The organism is Streptomyces taklimakanensis, assembly GCF_009709575.1.
GTDB lineage: Bacteria > Actinomycetota > Actinomycetes > Streptomycetales > Streptomycetaceae > Streptomyces > Streptomyces taklimakanensis.
In genome coordinates this window covers 3,523,100-3,536,865 of the sequence record NZ_WIXO01000001.1, presented here as the reverse complement: position 1 = coordinate 3,536,865, position 13,766 = coordinate 3,523,100, and the positions used below count along the sequence as shown (strand labels likewise).

The following is a 13,766-nucleotide window of genomic DNA, read 5'->3' as shown; positions in this document are numbered from 1 at the left end:
CGGGTGATGCGATCCTCGACCGTGCCGTTCGGCAGGTCATGACGCCGGACCGCCCACGTCGGGCGCACGAGGAAGGGGACTTGCGCAAAACGAAACGCCCCGGCGCAAGCGCACGGGGCGTGACTCGACCGGACACGCGTCCGGGAGTCCTCCACGTCACCTGCGCAGGTCGCCCGCTCCAAGCGGATCCTTCGGCCGCCGCGCTTCCGGATTCTGCGGGAGAACCGGTGAGGCACGGCAACGACCAGCGGTCTTTGGCTTCCGTGGAAGAGTACGCGAACGCCGTCGCGGCAGGCAAATCGGTCCGTCAGAGACCGGCGGTCCCCTCCTGGGCGGACTCGTCGAGGAGGGCGCCGTCGACCCCCTCCTCCCCGGCCAACTCGCCGAGCTCCCGGATCACCTCCATGAAGTCGGCCGTCTCGTCCGCGGGCGGCGCCTTCACCGAGACCGGGGTGCCGAAGTCGCTGTAGGTCTGCGACACGACGACCTCGCCCTGGGGGCTGTCCATCGTCATGTTCGTCTTCACCGGGAAGTCCCGGTCGTCGACCCAGACCTCGATGTCGAAGCCCTTGATCCCGGCTTCCTCCATCCCGCCCAGCAGTTCCTCGCGCTCCTGCTTCGTGAGGTTCTCCGAGGACTCGGCCTCCAGGGCCTCCGCCATGGTGAGCGTGCCCTTGTAGTGCTCGGTGGCGACGCCCTCGATCTTCTCCTCGCCGACCCGTTGGATGTTGGGCGAGTCCAGCAGGAGGCCCATCTGCCGGGACGGGTCCTGGTTCATGTTCTCCAGGCTGCTCGTCATCGACCGGGCCAGCTGATCGTCACCGGAGGCGTCCGCCATCGCCTGGAGGTCCATCTTCATCCAGGTCTTGCCGCCGAACACCTCGCCGGCGCCCTCCCCGACGCCCTCGCCGACGTTCATGTACAGCACGTCGTCGACCCAGAGGACGCGCATGCCCTCGGAGCTTCCCTGCCCCGGGAACCCGGCGCCCTCCATCGTCATGTCCAGCACGGCCGGGTCCCACCCCATCACGCCGGACATCCGCGTCTCACCGCCGAGCGCGCCGGGCATCGACATGGTCGCCTCGACCCTGGCCGTCCGGACCTCGCCCGTCTTCTTCACCGCCGCCTGGAGAGCCTGGACGATGGAGCGCGGCTCTCCCTGGTCCCGCTCCGACCTCGTCTCTCCCCCGCCGCCGGAGCAGCCCGTGAGCGCCACCGTCGCCGCCAGCGCGGCGGCTCCGAGCGTGAGCCTGTTCGTCAATCGCATGATCCCCCCATGCATCCGTCCGATCCGATGTTCGGTTCGGCCCACCCTATCGGCCCCGAACACGGCGAAGGGCCGTGCCCCGCTTCCGAACCGGAAGCGGGGCACGGCCCCCGGACTCGCGGCGTCCACGCCCCGTGCCCTCGGCCTCGCGCCGGATCAGGCGGCGACCTCCTCCTCGGCGAGGAGGTTGCGGGTGCGGTTGGGGTCGATCTGGATGCCGGGGCCCATCGTGGTGGTGATGACGGCCTTCTTGATGTACCGGCCCTTGGCGGCGGACGGCTTCAGCCGCAGGACCTCCTCCAGCGCCGCGGCGTAGTTCTCCACGAGCTGCTTCTCGTCGAACGAGACCTTGCCGATGATGAAGTGGAGGTTGGCGTGCTTGTCGACGCGGAACTCGATCTTGCCGCCCTTGATGTCGGACACGGCCTTGGCCACGTCCGGGGTGACGGTGCCGGTCTTCGGGTTCGGCATCAGACCACGGGGACCGAGCACGCGACCGAGGCGGCCGACCTTGCCCATCAGGTCCGGGGTGGCGACGACGGCGTCGAAGTCCAGACGGCCCTTGGAGACCTCGTCGATCAGTTCGTCGGAGCCGACGATGTCGGCGCCGGCGGCTTCCGCGGCCGCGGCACGGTCACCGGTCGCGAAGACCAGGACCCGGGCGGTCTTACCGGTGCCGTGCGGGAGGTTCACGGTGCCGCGCACCATCTGGTCGGCCTTGCGCGGGTCGACACCCAGGCGCATGGCGACCTCGACGGTCGCGTCGAACTTGGTCGGGGAGGTCTCCTTGGCGAGACGGACGGCCTCCAGCGGGGCGTAGAGCCGCGTCCGGTCGAACTTGGCGTCCGCGGTGCGGAGAGCCTTGCTGCGCTTCACTTCTGCTCCAGGATTCTTGTTGCGGAGTCGTGGTCCAGGGGGCCAGCGCCTGACCCTGCCACTTTCCTTCTCTCGGGGCCCGGTTCACCTCCGGGCGTTCGACGGACGGTGTCGACGCTTCCCGACGCCGCGCTCGGCCGCGTCGCCCTCGACACCGGCTCGCCCCGGCTCACCTGCCGCCCGGAGGTCCGTGCGGCGGGGCCCCGACGTGCCTCGCGGGTACCGCGAAGCGGGACGGGTCAGCCCTCGACGGTGACGCCCATGGAACGCGCGGTGCCGGCGATGATCTTCTCGGCGGCGTCCAGGTCGTTGGCGTTGAGGTCGGGCATCTTGGTGGTGGCGATCTCACGCACCTGCTCGCGCGTGATCTTCGCGACCTTCTTGGTGTGCGGCTCGCCGGAGCCCTTCTCGACGCCCGCGGCCTTGAGGATCATCTTCGCGGCCGGCGGGGTCTTGGTGATGAAGGTGAAGGAACGGTCCTCGTAGACCGTGATCTCCACCGGGATGACCCAACCGCGCTGCGACTCCGTCGCGGCGTTGTAGGCCTTGCAGAACTCCATGATGTTGACGCCGTGCTGGCCCAGCGCGGGGCCGACCGGCGGAGCCGGGTTCGCGGCGCCGGCCTGGATCTGGAGCTTGATCAGCCCCGTGACCTTCTTCTTCTTGGGAGGCATGCTCTCTCCGGGTCCTGAGTGAGAGTGGTGACTCCTCCGACGGGCGCGTGCACTCGTACGGAGGCATACCGCACCACGATAGCCGGTATCGCGGCGTGGACTGAAACCGGCCAGGTCAGACCGTCCTCGAGGACCGTCTGACCTGGCCGAAGTCGGGGTCCGGAAGAACCGTCAGTTCTTCTGGATCTGGTCGAAGCTCAGCTCGACCGGGGTCTCGCGGCCGAAGATCTCGACGAGGCCCTTGACCTTCTTGGAGTCGGGGTTGATCTCGTTGATCGTCGCCTGGAGCGTCGCGAACGGGCCGTCGGTGACCGTGACCGAGTCGCCGACCTCGAAGTCCAACACCTGGACCTCGACCTTGCGGCTCGGCGCCGGGGCGCCGGACTCGGCGGCGGCCTCCGCGGCGGCGCGCTCCTCGGCCTCGGGGGCGAGCATCTTGACGACCTCGTCCAGCGTCAGCGGGTACGGGTCGTAGGCGTTGCCGACGAAGCCGGTGACGCCCGGGGTGTTGCGGACGACGCCCCAGGACTCGTTCGTCAGATCCATGCGGACCAGCACGTAGCCGGGCAGCTTGTTCTGCCGGACGTTCTTGCGCTCGCCGTTCTTGATCTGGACGATCTCTTCCTCGGGGACCTCGGCCTGGTAGATGAAGTCCTCGACGTTCAGCGAGACGGCGCGCTGCTCCAGGTTGGCCTTCACGCGCTTCTCGTAGCCCGCGTAGGTGTGGATGACGTACCACTCGCCGGGCAGGGTGCGCAGTTCCTCACGGAGGGCGGCGACCGGGTCGACCGGCTCCTCCTCGGTCTCCTCCGCCTCCTCGGTCTCGCCGGCGGTCTCGGCGGACTGCTGCTCCGCCTCCCCGGCCGGCTCGCCCTCCTCGGCGGCGGTGTCGGCAGCTTCGGCCCGGTCGACGCCGTTCTCCGCCTCGTCCGCCGTCTCCACGGCGTCGGGCGCGGTGTCGTCGCCCTCGGCAGGGTCGACGGCGTCGTTCAGGTTCGGGTCAGACACGGTGGCTGCTTCTTCCTGGCTTCAAGGGGTCGAACATGCGGAAAGGTGCCCCGGAGGGGCACTCCGCGGGCGGATCAGCCGAAGACGTACTTGACGACCTCGGTGAACCCCCAGTCAATCACGCTCACCAGGCCGATGATGACGATGACGAAGATGATGACCACTGTGGTGTAGGTCGACAGCTGCCGCTTGGTGGGCCAGACGACCTTGCGGAGTTCCGCGACGATCTGGCGGTAGAACAGCGCGAGACGGCCGAGGGGGCCCTTCTTTCCGCGCTTGCCGCGCCGGGCCTTGCCGTCGTCCTGCGACCGCCCGGGCTCTGGGACCTCGATGGAGTCCGTGATCTCCGCCACTCGTCCTCACCTGATCCGGGTCTGACCGCGTGCCGTGCCGCGTCCGGCCCGACCGTACGGCGTGCGTCCAGTACGTACACGTGCACGCATCCCTGGTTCAGATGCGTGAAGCAGGGCCGGAGGGACTTGAACCCCCAACCGCCGGTTTTGGAGACCGGTGCTCTACCAATTGAGCTACGACCCTTTGTCGCTCCCCAACCTACCGCATCCGAACGGTATCGCGGAGTACGCGGTTCGGTGTGATCGGTCGGAACCAACGCCGGTGAGTGTACGTGCTCCACGCGCCGCCGTCGAACACGTAACCCCGAACCGTCCCCAACCTCCCGGATCGTCCCGGCCGTCTCCCCCGTTCCCCCGCGTTCCCCACGGCTCCCTTCCGGTGTCCTCCCTCCCAAACCGGGTGTGCCGGCGCGGCGGGAGGTCTGCGACGATGCACCCATGACCGCTGCAACCCCACGCAACCAGTCACCCACCGAGCGCCGGGTCTCGGCCCGGATCGGCTCGATCTCCGAGTCCGCCACCCTCGCCGTCGACGCCAAGGCCAAGGCCCTCAAGGCCGCCGGGCGGCCGGTGATCGGCTTCGGCGCGGGCGAGCCGGACTTCCCGACCCCCGACTACGTCGTCGAGGCCGCCGTGGAGGCCTGCCGGAATCCGCGCTTCCACCGGTACACCCCGGCCGGTGGCCTCCCCGAGCTGAAGGAGGCCATCGTCGCCAAGACGCGGCGCGACTCCGGCTACGAGGTCGAGGCGTCCCAGGTGCTGGTCACCAACGGCGGCAAGCAGGCGATCTACGAGGCGTTCGCCGCGATCCTCGACCCGGGCGACGAGGTCCTCCTCCCCGCCCCGTACTGGACGACCTACCCCGAGTCGATCAAGCTCGCCGGCGGTGTTCCGGTACCGGTGGTCACCGACGAGACCACCGGCTACCGCGCCTCCGTGGAGCAGTTGGAGGCGGCCCGCACCGAGCGCACCAAGGTCCTGGTGTTCGTCTCCCCCTCCAACCCGACCGGCGCGGTCTACTCCCGGGCCCAGGTCGAGGAGATCGGGCGCTGGGCCGCCGAGCACGGCCTGTGGGTGCTCACCGACGAGATCTACGAGCACCTCGTCTACGGCGACGCGGAGTTCTCGTCGCTGCCGGCGGTCGTCCCCGAGCTGGCCGACCGGTGCGTCGTGGTCAACGGCGTGGCCAAGACCTACGCCATGACCGGCTGGCGCGTGGGCTGGATCATCGGTCCGAAGGACGTGGTCAAGGCCGCCGGCAACCTCCAGTCGCACGCCACCTCCAACGTCTCCAACGTCGCCCAGGCCGCCGCGCTGGCCGCGGTCTCCGGCGACCTGGAGGCCGTGGCGAGGATGCGGGAGGCGTTCGACCGCCGCCGGAGGACGATCGTGCGGATGCTGAACGAGATCGACGGCGTCACCTGCCCCGAGCCCGAGGGCGCCTTCTACGCGTACCCGTCGGTCAAGGACGTGCTCGGCCGGGAGATCCGCGGCAAGCGGCCCGCGACCAGCGTGGAGCTGGCCGAGGTGATCCTGGAGGAGGTCGAGGTCGCGGTCGTGCCCGGCGAGGCGTTCGGCACCCCCGGCTACCTGCGGCTGTCCTACGCGCTGAGCGACGAGGACCTGGTCGAGGGGGTCTCCCGGATCCAGAAGCTGCTGGCCGAGGCGGGGGCCTGAGTCGTCCGGGCCCCACGGCACGGTGACGGGCGGGCCCGCCGGGACGTGTTCCGGCGGGCCCGTTCTCGCGTTCGGGCCGCGCCCCGATCGTGGTGGCCGGCTTCCGGGTGTGTCGCGGTGTGCGGCAAGATCCTGGGATGGAGAGTGTTCGTGACGTCCGCAAGCTGCCGAAGGCCCATCTGCATCTGCACTTCACCGGATCGATGCGTCCCAGCACCCTGCTGGAGCTCGCCGACCGGTACGGCGTCCACCTGCCCGACGCCCTCAGCGGCGGCACGCCCCCGAAACTGCGGGCCACGGACGAGCGAGGCTGGTTCCGCTTCCAGCGGCTGTACGACATCGCGCGGTCCTGTCTGCGCACCCCCGACGACATTCGGCGCCTGGTCCGCGAAGCGGCCGAGGAGGACGTGCGCGACGGCTCCCGCTGGTTGGAGATCCAGGTCGACCCCACCTCGTACGCGCCCCGGCTGGGCGGGCTGATCCCGGCGCTGGAGATCATCCTGGACGCGGTGGAGGAGGCGAGCCGGGAGACGGGGCTCGGGATGCGGGTCCTGGTCGCCGCCAATCGCGTCAAGCACCCGTTGGACGCCCGCACCCTGGCGCGGCTGGCGGTGCGCTACGCCGATCGCGGGGTCGTCGGCTTCGGGCTCTCCAACGACGAGCGGCGCGGTCTCGCCCGCGACTTCGACCGGGCCTTCGCCATCGCGCGCCGGGGCGGTCTGCTGTCCGCCCCGCACGGCGGCGAGCTGTCGGGGCCGGGCAGCGTCGCGGACTGTCTGGACGACCTGCGCGCGGGCCGCGTCGGACACGGGGTGCGCGCGGCCGAGGATCCCCGCCTGCTGGCGAGGCTGGCCGAGCAGGGCGTGACCTGTGAGGTGTGTCCGGCGTCCAACGTGGCGCTGGGCGTGTACGACAAGCACGACGACGTGCCGGTGCGGACGCTGTTCGAGGCGGGGGTGCCGATGGCGCTGGGCGCCGACGACCCGCTGCTGTTCGGTTCGCGGCTGGCCGCGCAGTACGAGATCGTACGGCGGCACCACGGCTTCACCGACGCCGAGCTGGCCGAGCTGGCCCGTCAGTCGGTGCGCGGCTCACGCGCCCCCGCCGACGTCCGCGCGGCGATCCTGGCGGACATCGACGCCTGGCTGGCGGAGCCGCCCGGGGCGTCGGAGGAACCGGCGGCCTGACGGGCGGCCGGACACGGGCCGGCCGGGAGGCTCGGCGGCACCGCGCGCCGCGTTCCGGAAGGAGCTATTCCGGAACACGGCGTCCCGTCGGCCCGCCTAGAGGGAGCAGCCGACGGTCACCGGCTCGTTGACGAGCGTCACGCCGAAGGCCGCGTACACGCCGTCGCGGACCTCGCGGGCCAGGGCGAGCAGGTCGGCGGTGGTGGCCGAGCCCCGGTTGGTCAGGGCGAGGGTGTGCTTGGTGGAGATCCGGGCCGGGCCGGCACCGTACCCCTTGGCGAACCCCGCCCTGTCGATCAGCCAGGCGGCCGAGGTCTTCACCAGACCGTCCCCGGCCGGGTGGGCCGGCGGGACGACGTCCGGGCCCAGCCGCTCGGCGACCCGGGCGAGGAAGGCGGCGTGCTCGGCCTCGGTGAGGACGGGATTGGTGAAGAAGGAACCGGCGGACCAGGTGTCGTGGTCCTCCGGGTCGAGCACCATGCCCTTGCCGGCGCGCAGCTTCAGGACGGTCTCCCGGGCCCGCTCCACCGGCACCCGCTCACCGACCTCGACACCCAGCGCGCGGGCCGTCTCGGCGTAGCGCAGGGGTGCGGAGAGCCCGCCGGCGTCCTCCAGCTCGAAGCGGACGCGCAGGACGACGAAGCGGGTGGGGTCGGCCTTGAAGCGACTGTTCCGGTAGGAGAAGCCGCACTCGGCCGCGGGGACGGTGACGATCCCGCCGCCGCGGCGGTCGTAGGCGACGACCTCGGTGATCGTGGCGGACACCTCCTGGCCGTAGGCCCCGACGTTCTGGATGGGCGTGGCGCCCGCGGAGCCGGGGATGCCGGCCATGCACTCGATGCCGGCGAGTCCCGCCTCGACGGCGCGGGCCACGGCCTCGGACCAGTTCTCGCCCGCGGCCAGCTCCAGGCGCGTGCCCTCCAGGCGGAAGCCGGTGGTGGCGATGCGCAGGGCGGTCCCGTCGAAGCCCTCGTCGGCGACGACGAGGTTGCTGCCGCCGCCGACGACCAACAGCGGGGTGCCGTCGGCGTCGGCGGCCCGCACCTCCTCGACCACCTCCTCGTCGGTGGTGGCCGTCACCAGGCGGGCGGCCGGCCCACCCAGGCGGAAGGTGGTCAGCGGGGCGAGGGGCGCGTCGTGGAGTTCCTGCACGGCTCAAGAGTACGAGAGCGGCCGCACGCCTCCCGCGCGCGACCGCTCCCCGTCGTCCCCGCGGTGTCGCGGACTCCCCGCTCAGGCGAGCCGGACGACGGCGCGGGACATGCCCAGCACCTTCTGGCCGGCGCTGGTGGCGGTCAGATCCACCCGGACGGTGCGGGCCTCGTCGTCCAGCTTGGCGGCGACCCTCCCCGACACCTCGATCACGGCGCCGGCGTCGTCGTCCGGGACGACGACGGGCTTGGTGAACCGCACCCCGTACTCCACCAGCGCGCCCGGGTCGCCGACCCAGTCGGTGACCGCGCGGGCGGCCTCGGCCATGGTGAACATGCCGTGGGCGATGACGTCCGGGAGACCGACCTCACGGGCGAAGCGCTCGTTCCAGTGGATCGGGTTGAAGTCCCCGGAGGCGCCCGCGTACCGCACCAGCGTGGCACGGGTCACGGGGAAGCTCCGCGCGGGCAGTTCGGTGCCGACCTCGACGTCCGTGTAGGCGATCTTCGCTGCCATCTCCGTCACTCCCCCTGCTTCCCGGCCCCGGCCCCGGCGGCGGAGGCGCCACGGGCCACCAGCTTGGTCCAGGCGGTCACCACGTGCTCGCCGTTCTCGTCGTGCACCTCGCCGCGGACGTCCAGCACGTCGTTCCCGGCCAGGGACTTGATCGACTCGATGGTGGAGGTGACCGTGAGCCGGTCGCCGGCACGCACCGGGCGCGTGTAGGCGAAGCGCTGGTCGCCGTGGACGACCCGGCTGTAGTCCAGGCCGAGCCCCGGGTCCTCGACGACCGCTCCGGCCGCCTTGAAGGTGATGGCGAAGACGAACGTGGGCGGGGCGATCACGTCGGGGTGGCCCAGCTCCCGGGCCGCCTCGGAGTCCGTGTAGGCGGGGTGGGGATCCCCGATGGCCTCGGCGAACTCGCGGATCTTCTCCCTGCCGACCTCGTAGGGCTCGGTGGGCGGATAGCTCCGCCCCACGAAGGACTGGTCGAGCGCCATGGCCCGGTACCTCCATCGGTCTTCTGACAAGGGGCCACCGGCTCCGGCCGGTGGTGGGGTCGTGTCCCGGGGGCGGACGTCCGTCCGTGTGCCGCGGGCCCCGGGGAGCCGGGGATCGGCCGCGGTCGGCCGGAGCGCGTCCGGGACCGGCAGCCGGCCTCCCGAACGCCGTGAGGCCGCCCCCGCAACGGGAGCGGCCTCACGGCTGTGTGTCTGTGGTGCGACGGCCTGGCCGGCGCGGGTTATCGCGTCTCGCGGTGCGCGGTGTGGGCGTTGCAGCGCGGGCAGTGCTTCTTCATCTCAAGACGATCCGGGTTGTTGCGCCGGTTCTTCTTGGTGATGTAGTTCCGCTCCTTGCACTCCACGCAGGCCAGCGTGATCTTCGGGCGGACGTCGGTGGCAGCCACGTGAGTGCTCCTTGACGGCTGGGACAGGATCTAACGCAGAAAGAGTAGCCGATCGGAGGACCGACCCCGCAATCGGCTACTGGTGAGGTGTGAGTAGCGGTGACCGGACTCGAACCGGTGACACAACGATTATGAGCCGTTTGCTCTACCGACTGAGCTACACCGCCGCGATGCGGGTGGCCCCCGTCGAGAGACGGGGAACCTCACACATCAGAGCCCCAATACGGAATCGAACCGTAGACCTTCTCCTTACCATGGAGACGCTCTGCCGACTGAGCTATTGGGGCGAGCGATGAAGACATTACACGGTCGGGGCCCCGAACGTGAAATCCGTATCGCCCCACACCCCCGTACGGACGCCCCGAGGCCCGCTCCTCCCGTCCTCCGCCCCCACGAGGCGGTACGACTGTTACGACTATTGCGTCCCCACGTGATGGCGACAGGTCGCGGCCCCGGCCGGGTCCTAGGCTTCCGGCCACCCCAGCGATCATGAGCGAACCGCGGGAGCCCCATGCCCGAGAGCCAACCGCAGGAACCGCCGGAGCCCGATCGCGACGCCCGTGGGCACGGCGCCTCCGACCACTCCGACGCCCCCGGTGCTCCCGGACCGGGCGCACTCGTCCTGTGCGGAGCCCGACTCGCCGACGGCCGCACCGTGGACGTGCGGATCGACCGCGGCCGGATCGAGGCCGTCGCCCCGGCCGGCGGACCCGCCTCCTCGTCCCCTCCCCGGGCCACCCGGATCGCCCTCGCCGGCCACCTCCTGCTGCCGGCACCCGCCGAGCCGCACGCCCACCACGACACCGCGCTGACCGCGGAACCCGACGCCGGGCCGGCACCGCCGTCCGCCTCCGGCCACGGGTCCCGCGGCCCGGACGACCCCGGGTCCGTCCGGCGACGCACCGTCCAGGCCGCCCTGCTCCAGCTCGGCCACGGCGCCACCGCCCTGCGCACCCACGTGCGGATCGGCGACGCGATGGGACTGCGCGCCCTGGAGGCCGTGCTGGAGGCCCGGCACGCCCTGCGCGGCCTGGTCGAGCTGACCGCCGTCGCCGTGCCCCGGGTGCTCACCGGAACCACCGGGTCCAGTGGGTTGGCGATGTTGCGCGACGCGGTGGGGATGGGCGCCTCGGCCGTGGGCGGCTGCCCGGACCTCGACCCCGATCCGGTCGGCCACGCCCGGGCCGTGCTGGAGACGGCGGCGGAGCACGGCTGCCCGGCGGACCTGCACACCCGCGGCGCGGACCCGGTGCGGCTCCTCCGCCTGGCCGCGATGGCGGACGGGCTGGGCCCCAAGGTGACCGTCGGCCCCTGCGACGGACTGGCCCGGCTGCCGCCCGGGGTCACGGCCCGCACGGCCGAGGCCCTGGCCGCGGCCGGGATCACGGTGGTCTGCCTTCCACAGGGCGGCTGCGGTCTCCTCGGACGCGCCGCGGGCGACGCCCGCACGGCCCCGGTGCGGCTGCTGCGGGCCGCGGGGGTGCGGGTCGCCGCCGGAAGCGGCGCGCTGCGCGACGCGGACAACCCGGTGGGTCGGGGCGATCCGCTGGAGGCGGCCTACCTGCTGGCCTCGCGCGGCGAGGCGGACCCCCGGACCGCCTACGAGGCGGTGAGCGAACAGGCCCGCCGGGCCATGGGATTGCCCGTGGTGCGGATCGAGGCGGGCTTCCCGGCCGAACTGCTCGCCGTGCGCGGCGACACGGTCGCCGGGGCGTTGTCGCTGGCCTACAGCCGCCTGGTGATCCACCGGGGCCGGGTGGTGGCCCGTACCAGCGCCGTGCGCGAGTACTGCGACGTCACGGACGGCGCGAGACCCGCCGGCCCGGCGGACGGCCACCCGGCGACCGGACCGGAACTTCCCCGCCAGTCGCAGCGCTGACGTCACCGTTCGACGGCCTCGGCGTCGTACGGTCGAAGCATGCGAACAGTCATCGCCGGTGGACACGGTCAGATCGCGCTGCGGCTGGAGCGGTTGCTCGCCGAGCGCGGAGAGGAGGTCGCGGGGATCATCCGACGACCCGAGCACGCGGACGAGTTGCGCTCGGCGGGGGCCGAGCCGATCGTCTGCGACCTGGAGTCGGCCTCGGTGGAGGAGGTCGCCCGGCACCTGGAAGGCGCCGACGCGGCGGTCTTCGCCGCGGGCGCCGGTCCGGGCAGTGGCGTGGCCCGCAAGGACACCGTGGACCGTGGGGCCGCGGTCCTCTTCGCCGACGCCGCCGAGCGGGCCGGGGTGCGGCGCTTCCTGGTCGTCTCCGCCATGGGCGCGGACAGCGAACCCCCGGCGGACATGGACCCGGTCTTCGCGGCGTACCTGCGCGCCAAGGGCGCGGCGGACGCCGACGTGCGGCGGCGCATCGACCTGGACTGGACGATCCTGCGTCCCGGCCGCCTCACGAACGAGCCGGGCACCGGACGCGTGCGGCTGGAGCCCCGGACGGGACGCGGGGACGTCACGCGCGACGACGTGGCCGCCGTCCTCGTCGCCCTCCTGGACGACCCGCGGGCCGTCCGGCTGACGCTGGAGCTGATCGGCGGCGACACCCCGATCGACCAGGCGGTGGCGACGCTGGGCGTCCAGGCGACGGAGGTCCCCGACTAGGCCCCGCCGCCGTCCGGGCCCCGGTCGCGCCGGGGCCCGGACGGCGCCGAGCGGACGGGAGAACGAGCGGGCAAGCGGACGGGAACGAACCGAGGAGGCCGTTTCCGGAAACCGCGAACGGCCCCCGACCAGCGGACTGGTCGGGGGCCGTTCTCCCGGAAGTGGCGGCGCTAGGATTCGAACCTAGGAAGGCTGAGCCGGCAGATTTACAGTCTGCTCCCTTTGGCCGCTCGGGCACACCGCCTGGGTTTGCCGCCTCGGAGCCGCGCTCCGTGGCAACGCGCACCACCATACCCGATGGTGGGGGGTGGTTCGCCACCCGGTTGTCGGGCGGTGGATCACCACGGTGGATGACTAGGCTGACGTGCGCGGACCGCAGGTGGACCGCACCCCGACGCACCTACCCACGAGGAGCCAATCCACGATGGCCGACTCCAGTTTCGACATCGTCTCGAAGGTCGAGCGGCAGGAGGTCGACAACGCCCTCAACCAGACCGCCAAGGAGATCTCCCAGCGCTTCGACTTCAAGGGCGTGGGCGCCTCCATCGCCTGGTCGGGCGAGAAGATCGAGATGCGCGCCAACTCCGAGGAGCGGGTCCAGGCGGTCCTGGACATCTTCCAGACCAAACTGGTCAAGCGCGGCATCTCCCTGAAGTCGCTGGACGCCGGGGAACCCCAGGTGTCGGGCAAGGAGTACAAGCTCTTCGCGTCGATCCAGGAGGGCATCTCCCAGGAGAACGCCAAGAAGGTCGCGAAGATCATCCGCGACGAGGGGCCCAAGGGCGTCAAGGCCCAGGTGCAGGGTGACGAACTGCGGGTGAGCTCCAAGAGCAGGGACGCCCTCCAGGAGGTCATCGCCCTGCTCAAGGGCAAGGACTTCGACTTCGCCCTCCAGTTCGTCAACTACCGCTGATCCTCGTCCGGCGGTCCCGGGGCGGGGGCCGGGCGCGCCGGGAGGGGCACGGGCACACAGCACGGGTGCGGGCGTCCGCCGAAGGTGGCGGACGCCCGCACCCGTGCCCGGTCGGGCTGCCCGGCGGGAGGGGACGTCGCGCGCGGAAAGGTTGTGGAGGCCCCGACTCCGGGCACCCGGTCGCGGACCACCCCGCTCGCACGGGTCTGGAGGACAGATGAGGAAGTCGACCGTACGGACCGCCCTGACCACCGTGCTGCTGTGCGGCGCGTTCCTCCCCGCGACCGCCTGTGGTTCGGAGGACGGTGGGAACAACGAGTTCACCGGCGCGGCCGTGCGCACCGCCGCCGCGACAGCCGGGGAGAACGCCTTCGAGCGGGCCGGACACACCATCGAGGGCGGCCTGAGCTGCACCGACGAGGGCAGCGGCGAGAACCTGAAGATCACCTGCACCGGCACCACCCAGGACGGCCAGGACGCCGAACTGACCGCCGAGGCCGACCGGAACCCGGAGATCGAAACCAGCGACGGAGTGCGGATCGAGGGCTTCACCATCGTCGGCACGGTGGACGGCGAGAGGGTGATCGACCACAAGGGCTGCCTGGGCGCCGGGTGCTGACCCCCGGGCGCCGGCCGGGGCCGGCACCGGTGA

The 13,766-nt window shown here is 71.8% G+C and carries 15 protein-coding genes and 4 tRNA genes; 6 read left to right on the top strand and 13 right to left on the bottom strand.

Going from position 1 to position 13,766, the window contains the following annotated elements; all coding sequences use genetic code 11:
* Positions 1-307 precede the first annotated feature (307 nt).
* The 6 genes from F0L17_RS15710 to F0L17_RS15685 all read right to left on the bottom strand — a co-directional run bounded on the left by F0L17_RS15710 (position 308) and on the right by F0L17_RS15685 (position 4,362).
* Positions 308-1,267: an SCO4651 family lipoprotein gene (locus tag F0L17_RS15710; RefSeq protein WP_155071566.1), complete on the bottom strand. Its 960-nt coding sequence runs from the start codon at positions 1,265-1,267 to the stop codon at positions 308-310.
* Positions 1,268-1,423: 156 nt separating this feature from the next.
* Positions 1,424-2,143, bottom strand: a complete 720-nt coding sequence (gene rplA / locus F0L17_RS15705; protein WP_162466259.1) for a 50S ribosomal protein L1 — start codon at positions 2,141-2,143, stop codon at positions 1,424-1,426.
* A gap of 239 nt (positions 2,144-2,382) precedes the next feature.
* On the bottom strand, positions 2,383-2,817 hold the full coding sequence (gene rplK, locus F0L17_RS15700) for a 50S ribosomal protein L11 (RefSeq protein WP_093660552.1): 435 nt from the start codon (positions 2,815-2,817) through the stop codon (positions 2,383-2,385).
* Between the two features lie 171 nt (positions 2,818-2,988).
* Entirely contained in the window at positions 2,989-3,825 is an 837-nt protein-coding gene (gene nusG, locus F0L17_RS15695) for a transcription termination/antitermination protein NusG (RefSeq protein ID WP_162466258.1), read from the bottom strand.
* 74 nt (positions 3,826-3,899) lie between these two features.
* The gene (gene secE, locus F0L17_RS15690; protein ID WP_420802475.1) at positions 3,900-4,169 is read right to left on the bottom strand and encodes a preprotein translocase subunit SecE; all 270 of its coding nucleotides are present in this window, start codon (positions 4,167-4,169) and stop codon (positions 3,900-3,902) included.
* 120 nt (positions 4,170-4,289) lie between these two features.
* A tRNA-Trp gene (locus F0L17_RS15685) sits at positions 4,290-4,362 on the bottom strand.
* Positions 4,363-4,616: 254 nt separating this feature from the next.
* Here F0L17_RS15685 and F0L17_RS15680 point away from each other — a divergent pair.
* Both F0L17_RS15680 and F0L17_RS15675 read left to right on the top strand, forming a co-directional pair.
* Positions 4,617-5,855 carry a pyridoxal phosphate-dependent aminotransferase gene (locus F0L17_RS15680; RefSeq protein ID WP_155071565.1) on the top strand — a complete coding sequence of 413 codons (1,239 nt, stop codon included), beginning with the start codon at positions 4,617-4,619 and terminating at the stop codon, positions 5,853-5,855.
* Positions 5,856-5,992: 137 nt separating this feature from the next.
* Complete coding sequence (locus F0L17_RS15675; RefSeq protein ID WP_155071564.1) at positions 5,993-7,042, top strand: adenosine deaminase; 1,050 nt, start codon at positions 5,993-5,995, stop codon at positions 7,040-7,042.
* Between the two features lie 96 nt (positions 7,043-7,138).
* Here F0L17_RS15675 and F0L17_RS15670 read toward each other — a convergent pair whose 3' ends face one another.
* From F0L17_RS15670 to F0L17_RS15645, 6 genes are all read right to left on the bottom strand, one after another.
* Positions 7,139-8,194, bottom strand: a complete 1,056-nt coding sequence (locus F0L17_RS15670; protein ID WP_162466256.1) for a UDP-N-acetylmuramate dehydrogenase — start codon at positions 8,192-8,194, stop codon at positions 7,139-7,141.
* Positions 8,195-8,275: 81 nt separating this feature from the next.
* Positions 8,276-8,710, bottom strand: a complete 435-nt coding sequence (locus F0L17_RS15665) for a MaoC family dehydratase (RefSeq protein ID WP_155071563.1) — start codon at positions 8,708-8,710, stop codon at positions 8,276-8,278.
* 5 nt (positions 8,711-8,715) lie between these two features.
* On the bottom strand, positions 8,716-9,195 hold the full coding sequence (locus tag F0L17_RS15660) for a MaoC family dehydratase N-terminal domain-containing protein (RefSeq protein ID WP_155071562.1): 480 nt from the start codon (positions 9,193-9,195) through the stop codon (positions 8,716-8,718).
* 242 nt (positions 9,196-9,437) lie between these two features.
* Positions 9,438-9,602 carry a 50S ribosomal protein L33 gene (rpmG, locus tag F0L17_RS15655; protein WP_003948671.1) on the bottom strand — a complete coding sequence of 55 codons (165 nt, stop codon included), beginning with the start codon at positions 9,600-9,602 and terminating at the stop codon, positions 9,438-9,440.
* A 94-nt stretch (positions 9,603-9,696) separates the two neighbouring features.
* Positions 9,697-9,769 (bottom strand) — tRNA-Met (locus F0L17_RS15650).
* Positions 9,770-9,816: 47 nt separating this feature from the next.
* Positions 9,817-9,889 (bottom strand) — tRNA-Thr (locus F0L17_RS15645).
* A 224-nt stretch (positions 9,890-10,113) separates the two neighbouring features.
* Here F0L17_RS15645 and F0L17_RS15640 point away from each other — a divergent pair.
* Together F0L17_RS15640 and F0L17_RS15635 are read left to right on the top strand one after the other, a co-directional pair.
* The gene (locus tag F0L17_RS15640; protein ID WP_238419386.1) at positions 10,114-11,481 is read left to right on the top strand and encodes an amidohydrolase family protein; all 1,368 of its coding nucleotides are present in this window, start codon (positions 10,114-10,116) and stop codon (positions 11,479-11,481) included.
* 39 nt (positions 11,482-11,520) lie between these two features.
* Positions 11,521-12,201: an SDR family oxidoreductase gene (locus tag F0L17_RS15635; RefSeq protein WP_155071560.1), complete on the top strand. Its 681-nt coding sequence runs from the start codon at positions 11,521-11,523 to the stop codon at positions 12,199-12,201.
* A gap of 162 nt (positions 12,202-12,363) precedes the next feature.
* Here the strand turns inward: F0L17_RS15635 and F0L17_RS15630 are convergent.
* A tRNA-Tyr gene (locus tag F0L17_RS15630) sits at positions 12,364-12,445 on the bottom strand.
* Between the two features lie 180 nt (positions 12,446-12,625).
* Here F0L17_RS15630 and F0L17_RS15625 point away from each other — a divergent pair.
* Positions 12,626-13,114, top strand: coding sequence for a YajQ family cyclic di-GMP-binding protein (locus F0L17_RS15625; protein WP_155071559.1), 489 nt, complete (start codon positions 12,626-12,628; stop codon positions 13,112-13,114).
* Between the two features lie 217 nt (positions 13,115-13,331).
* Entirely contained in the window at positions 13,332-13,733 is a 402-nt protein-coding gene (locus tag F0L17_RS15620) for a hypothetical protein (protein ID WP_155071558.1), read from the top strand.
* The last annotated feature ends 33 nt before the right edge of the window (positions 13,734-13,766 follow it).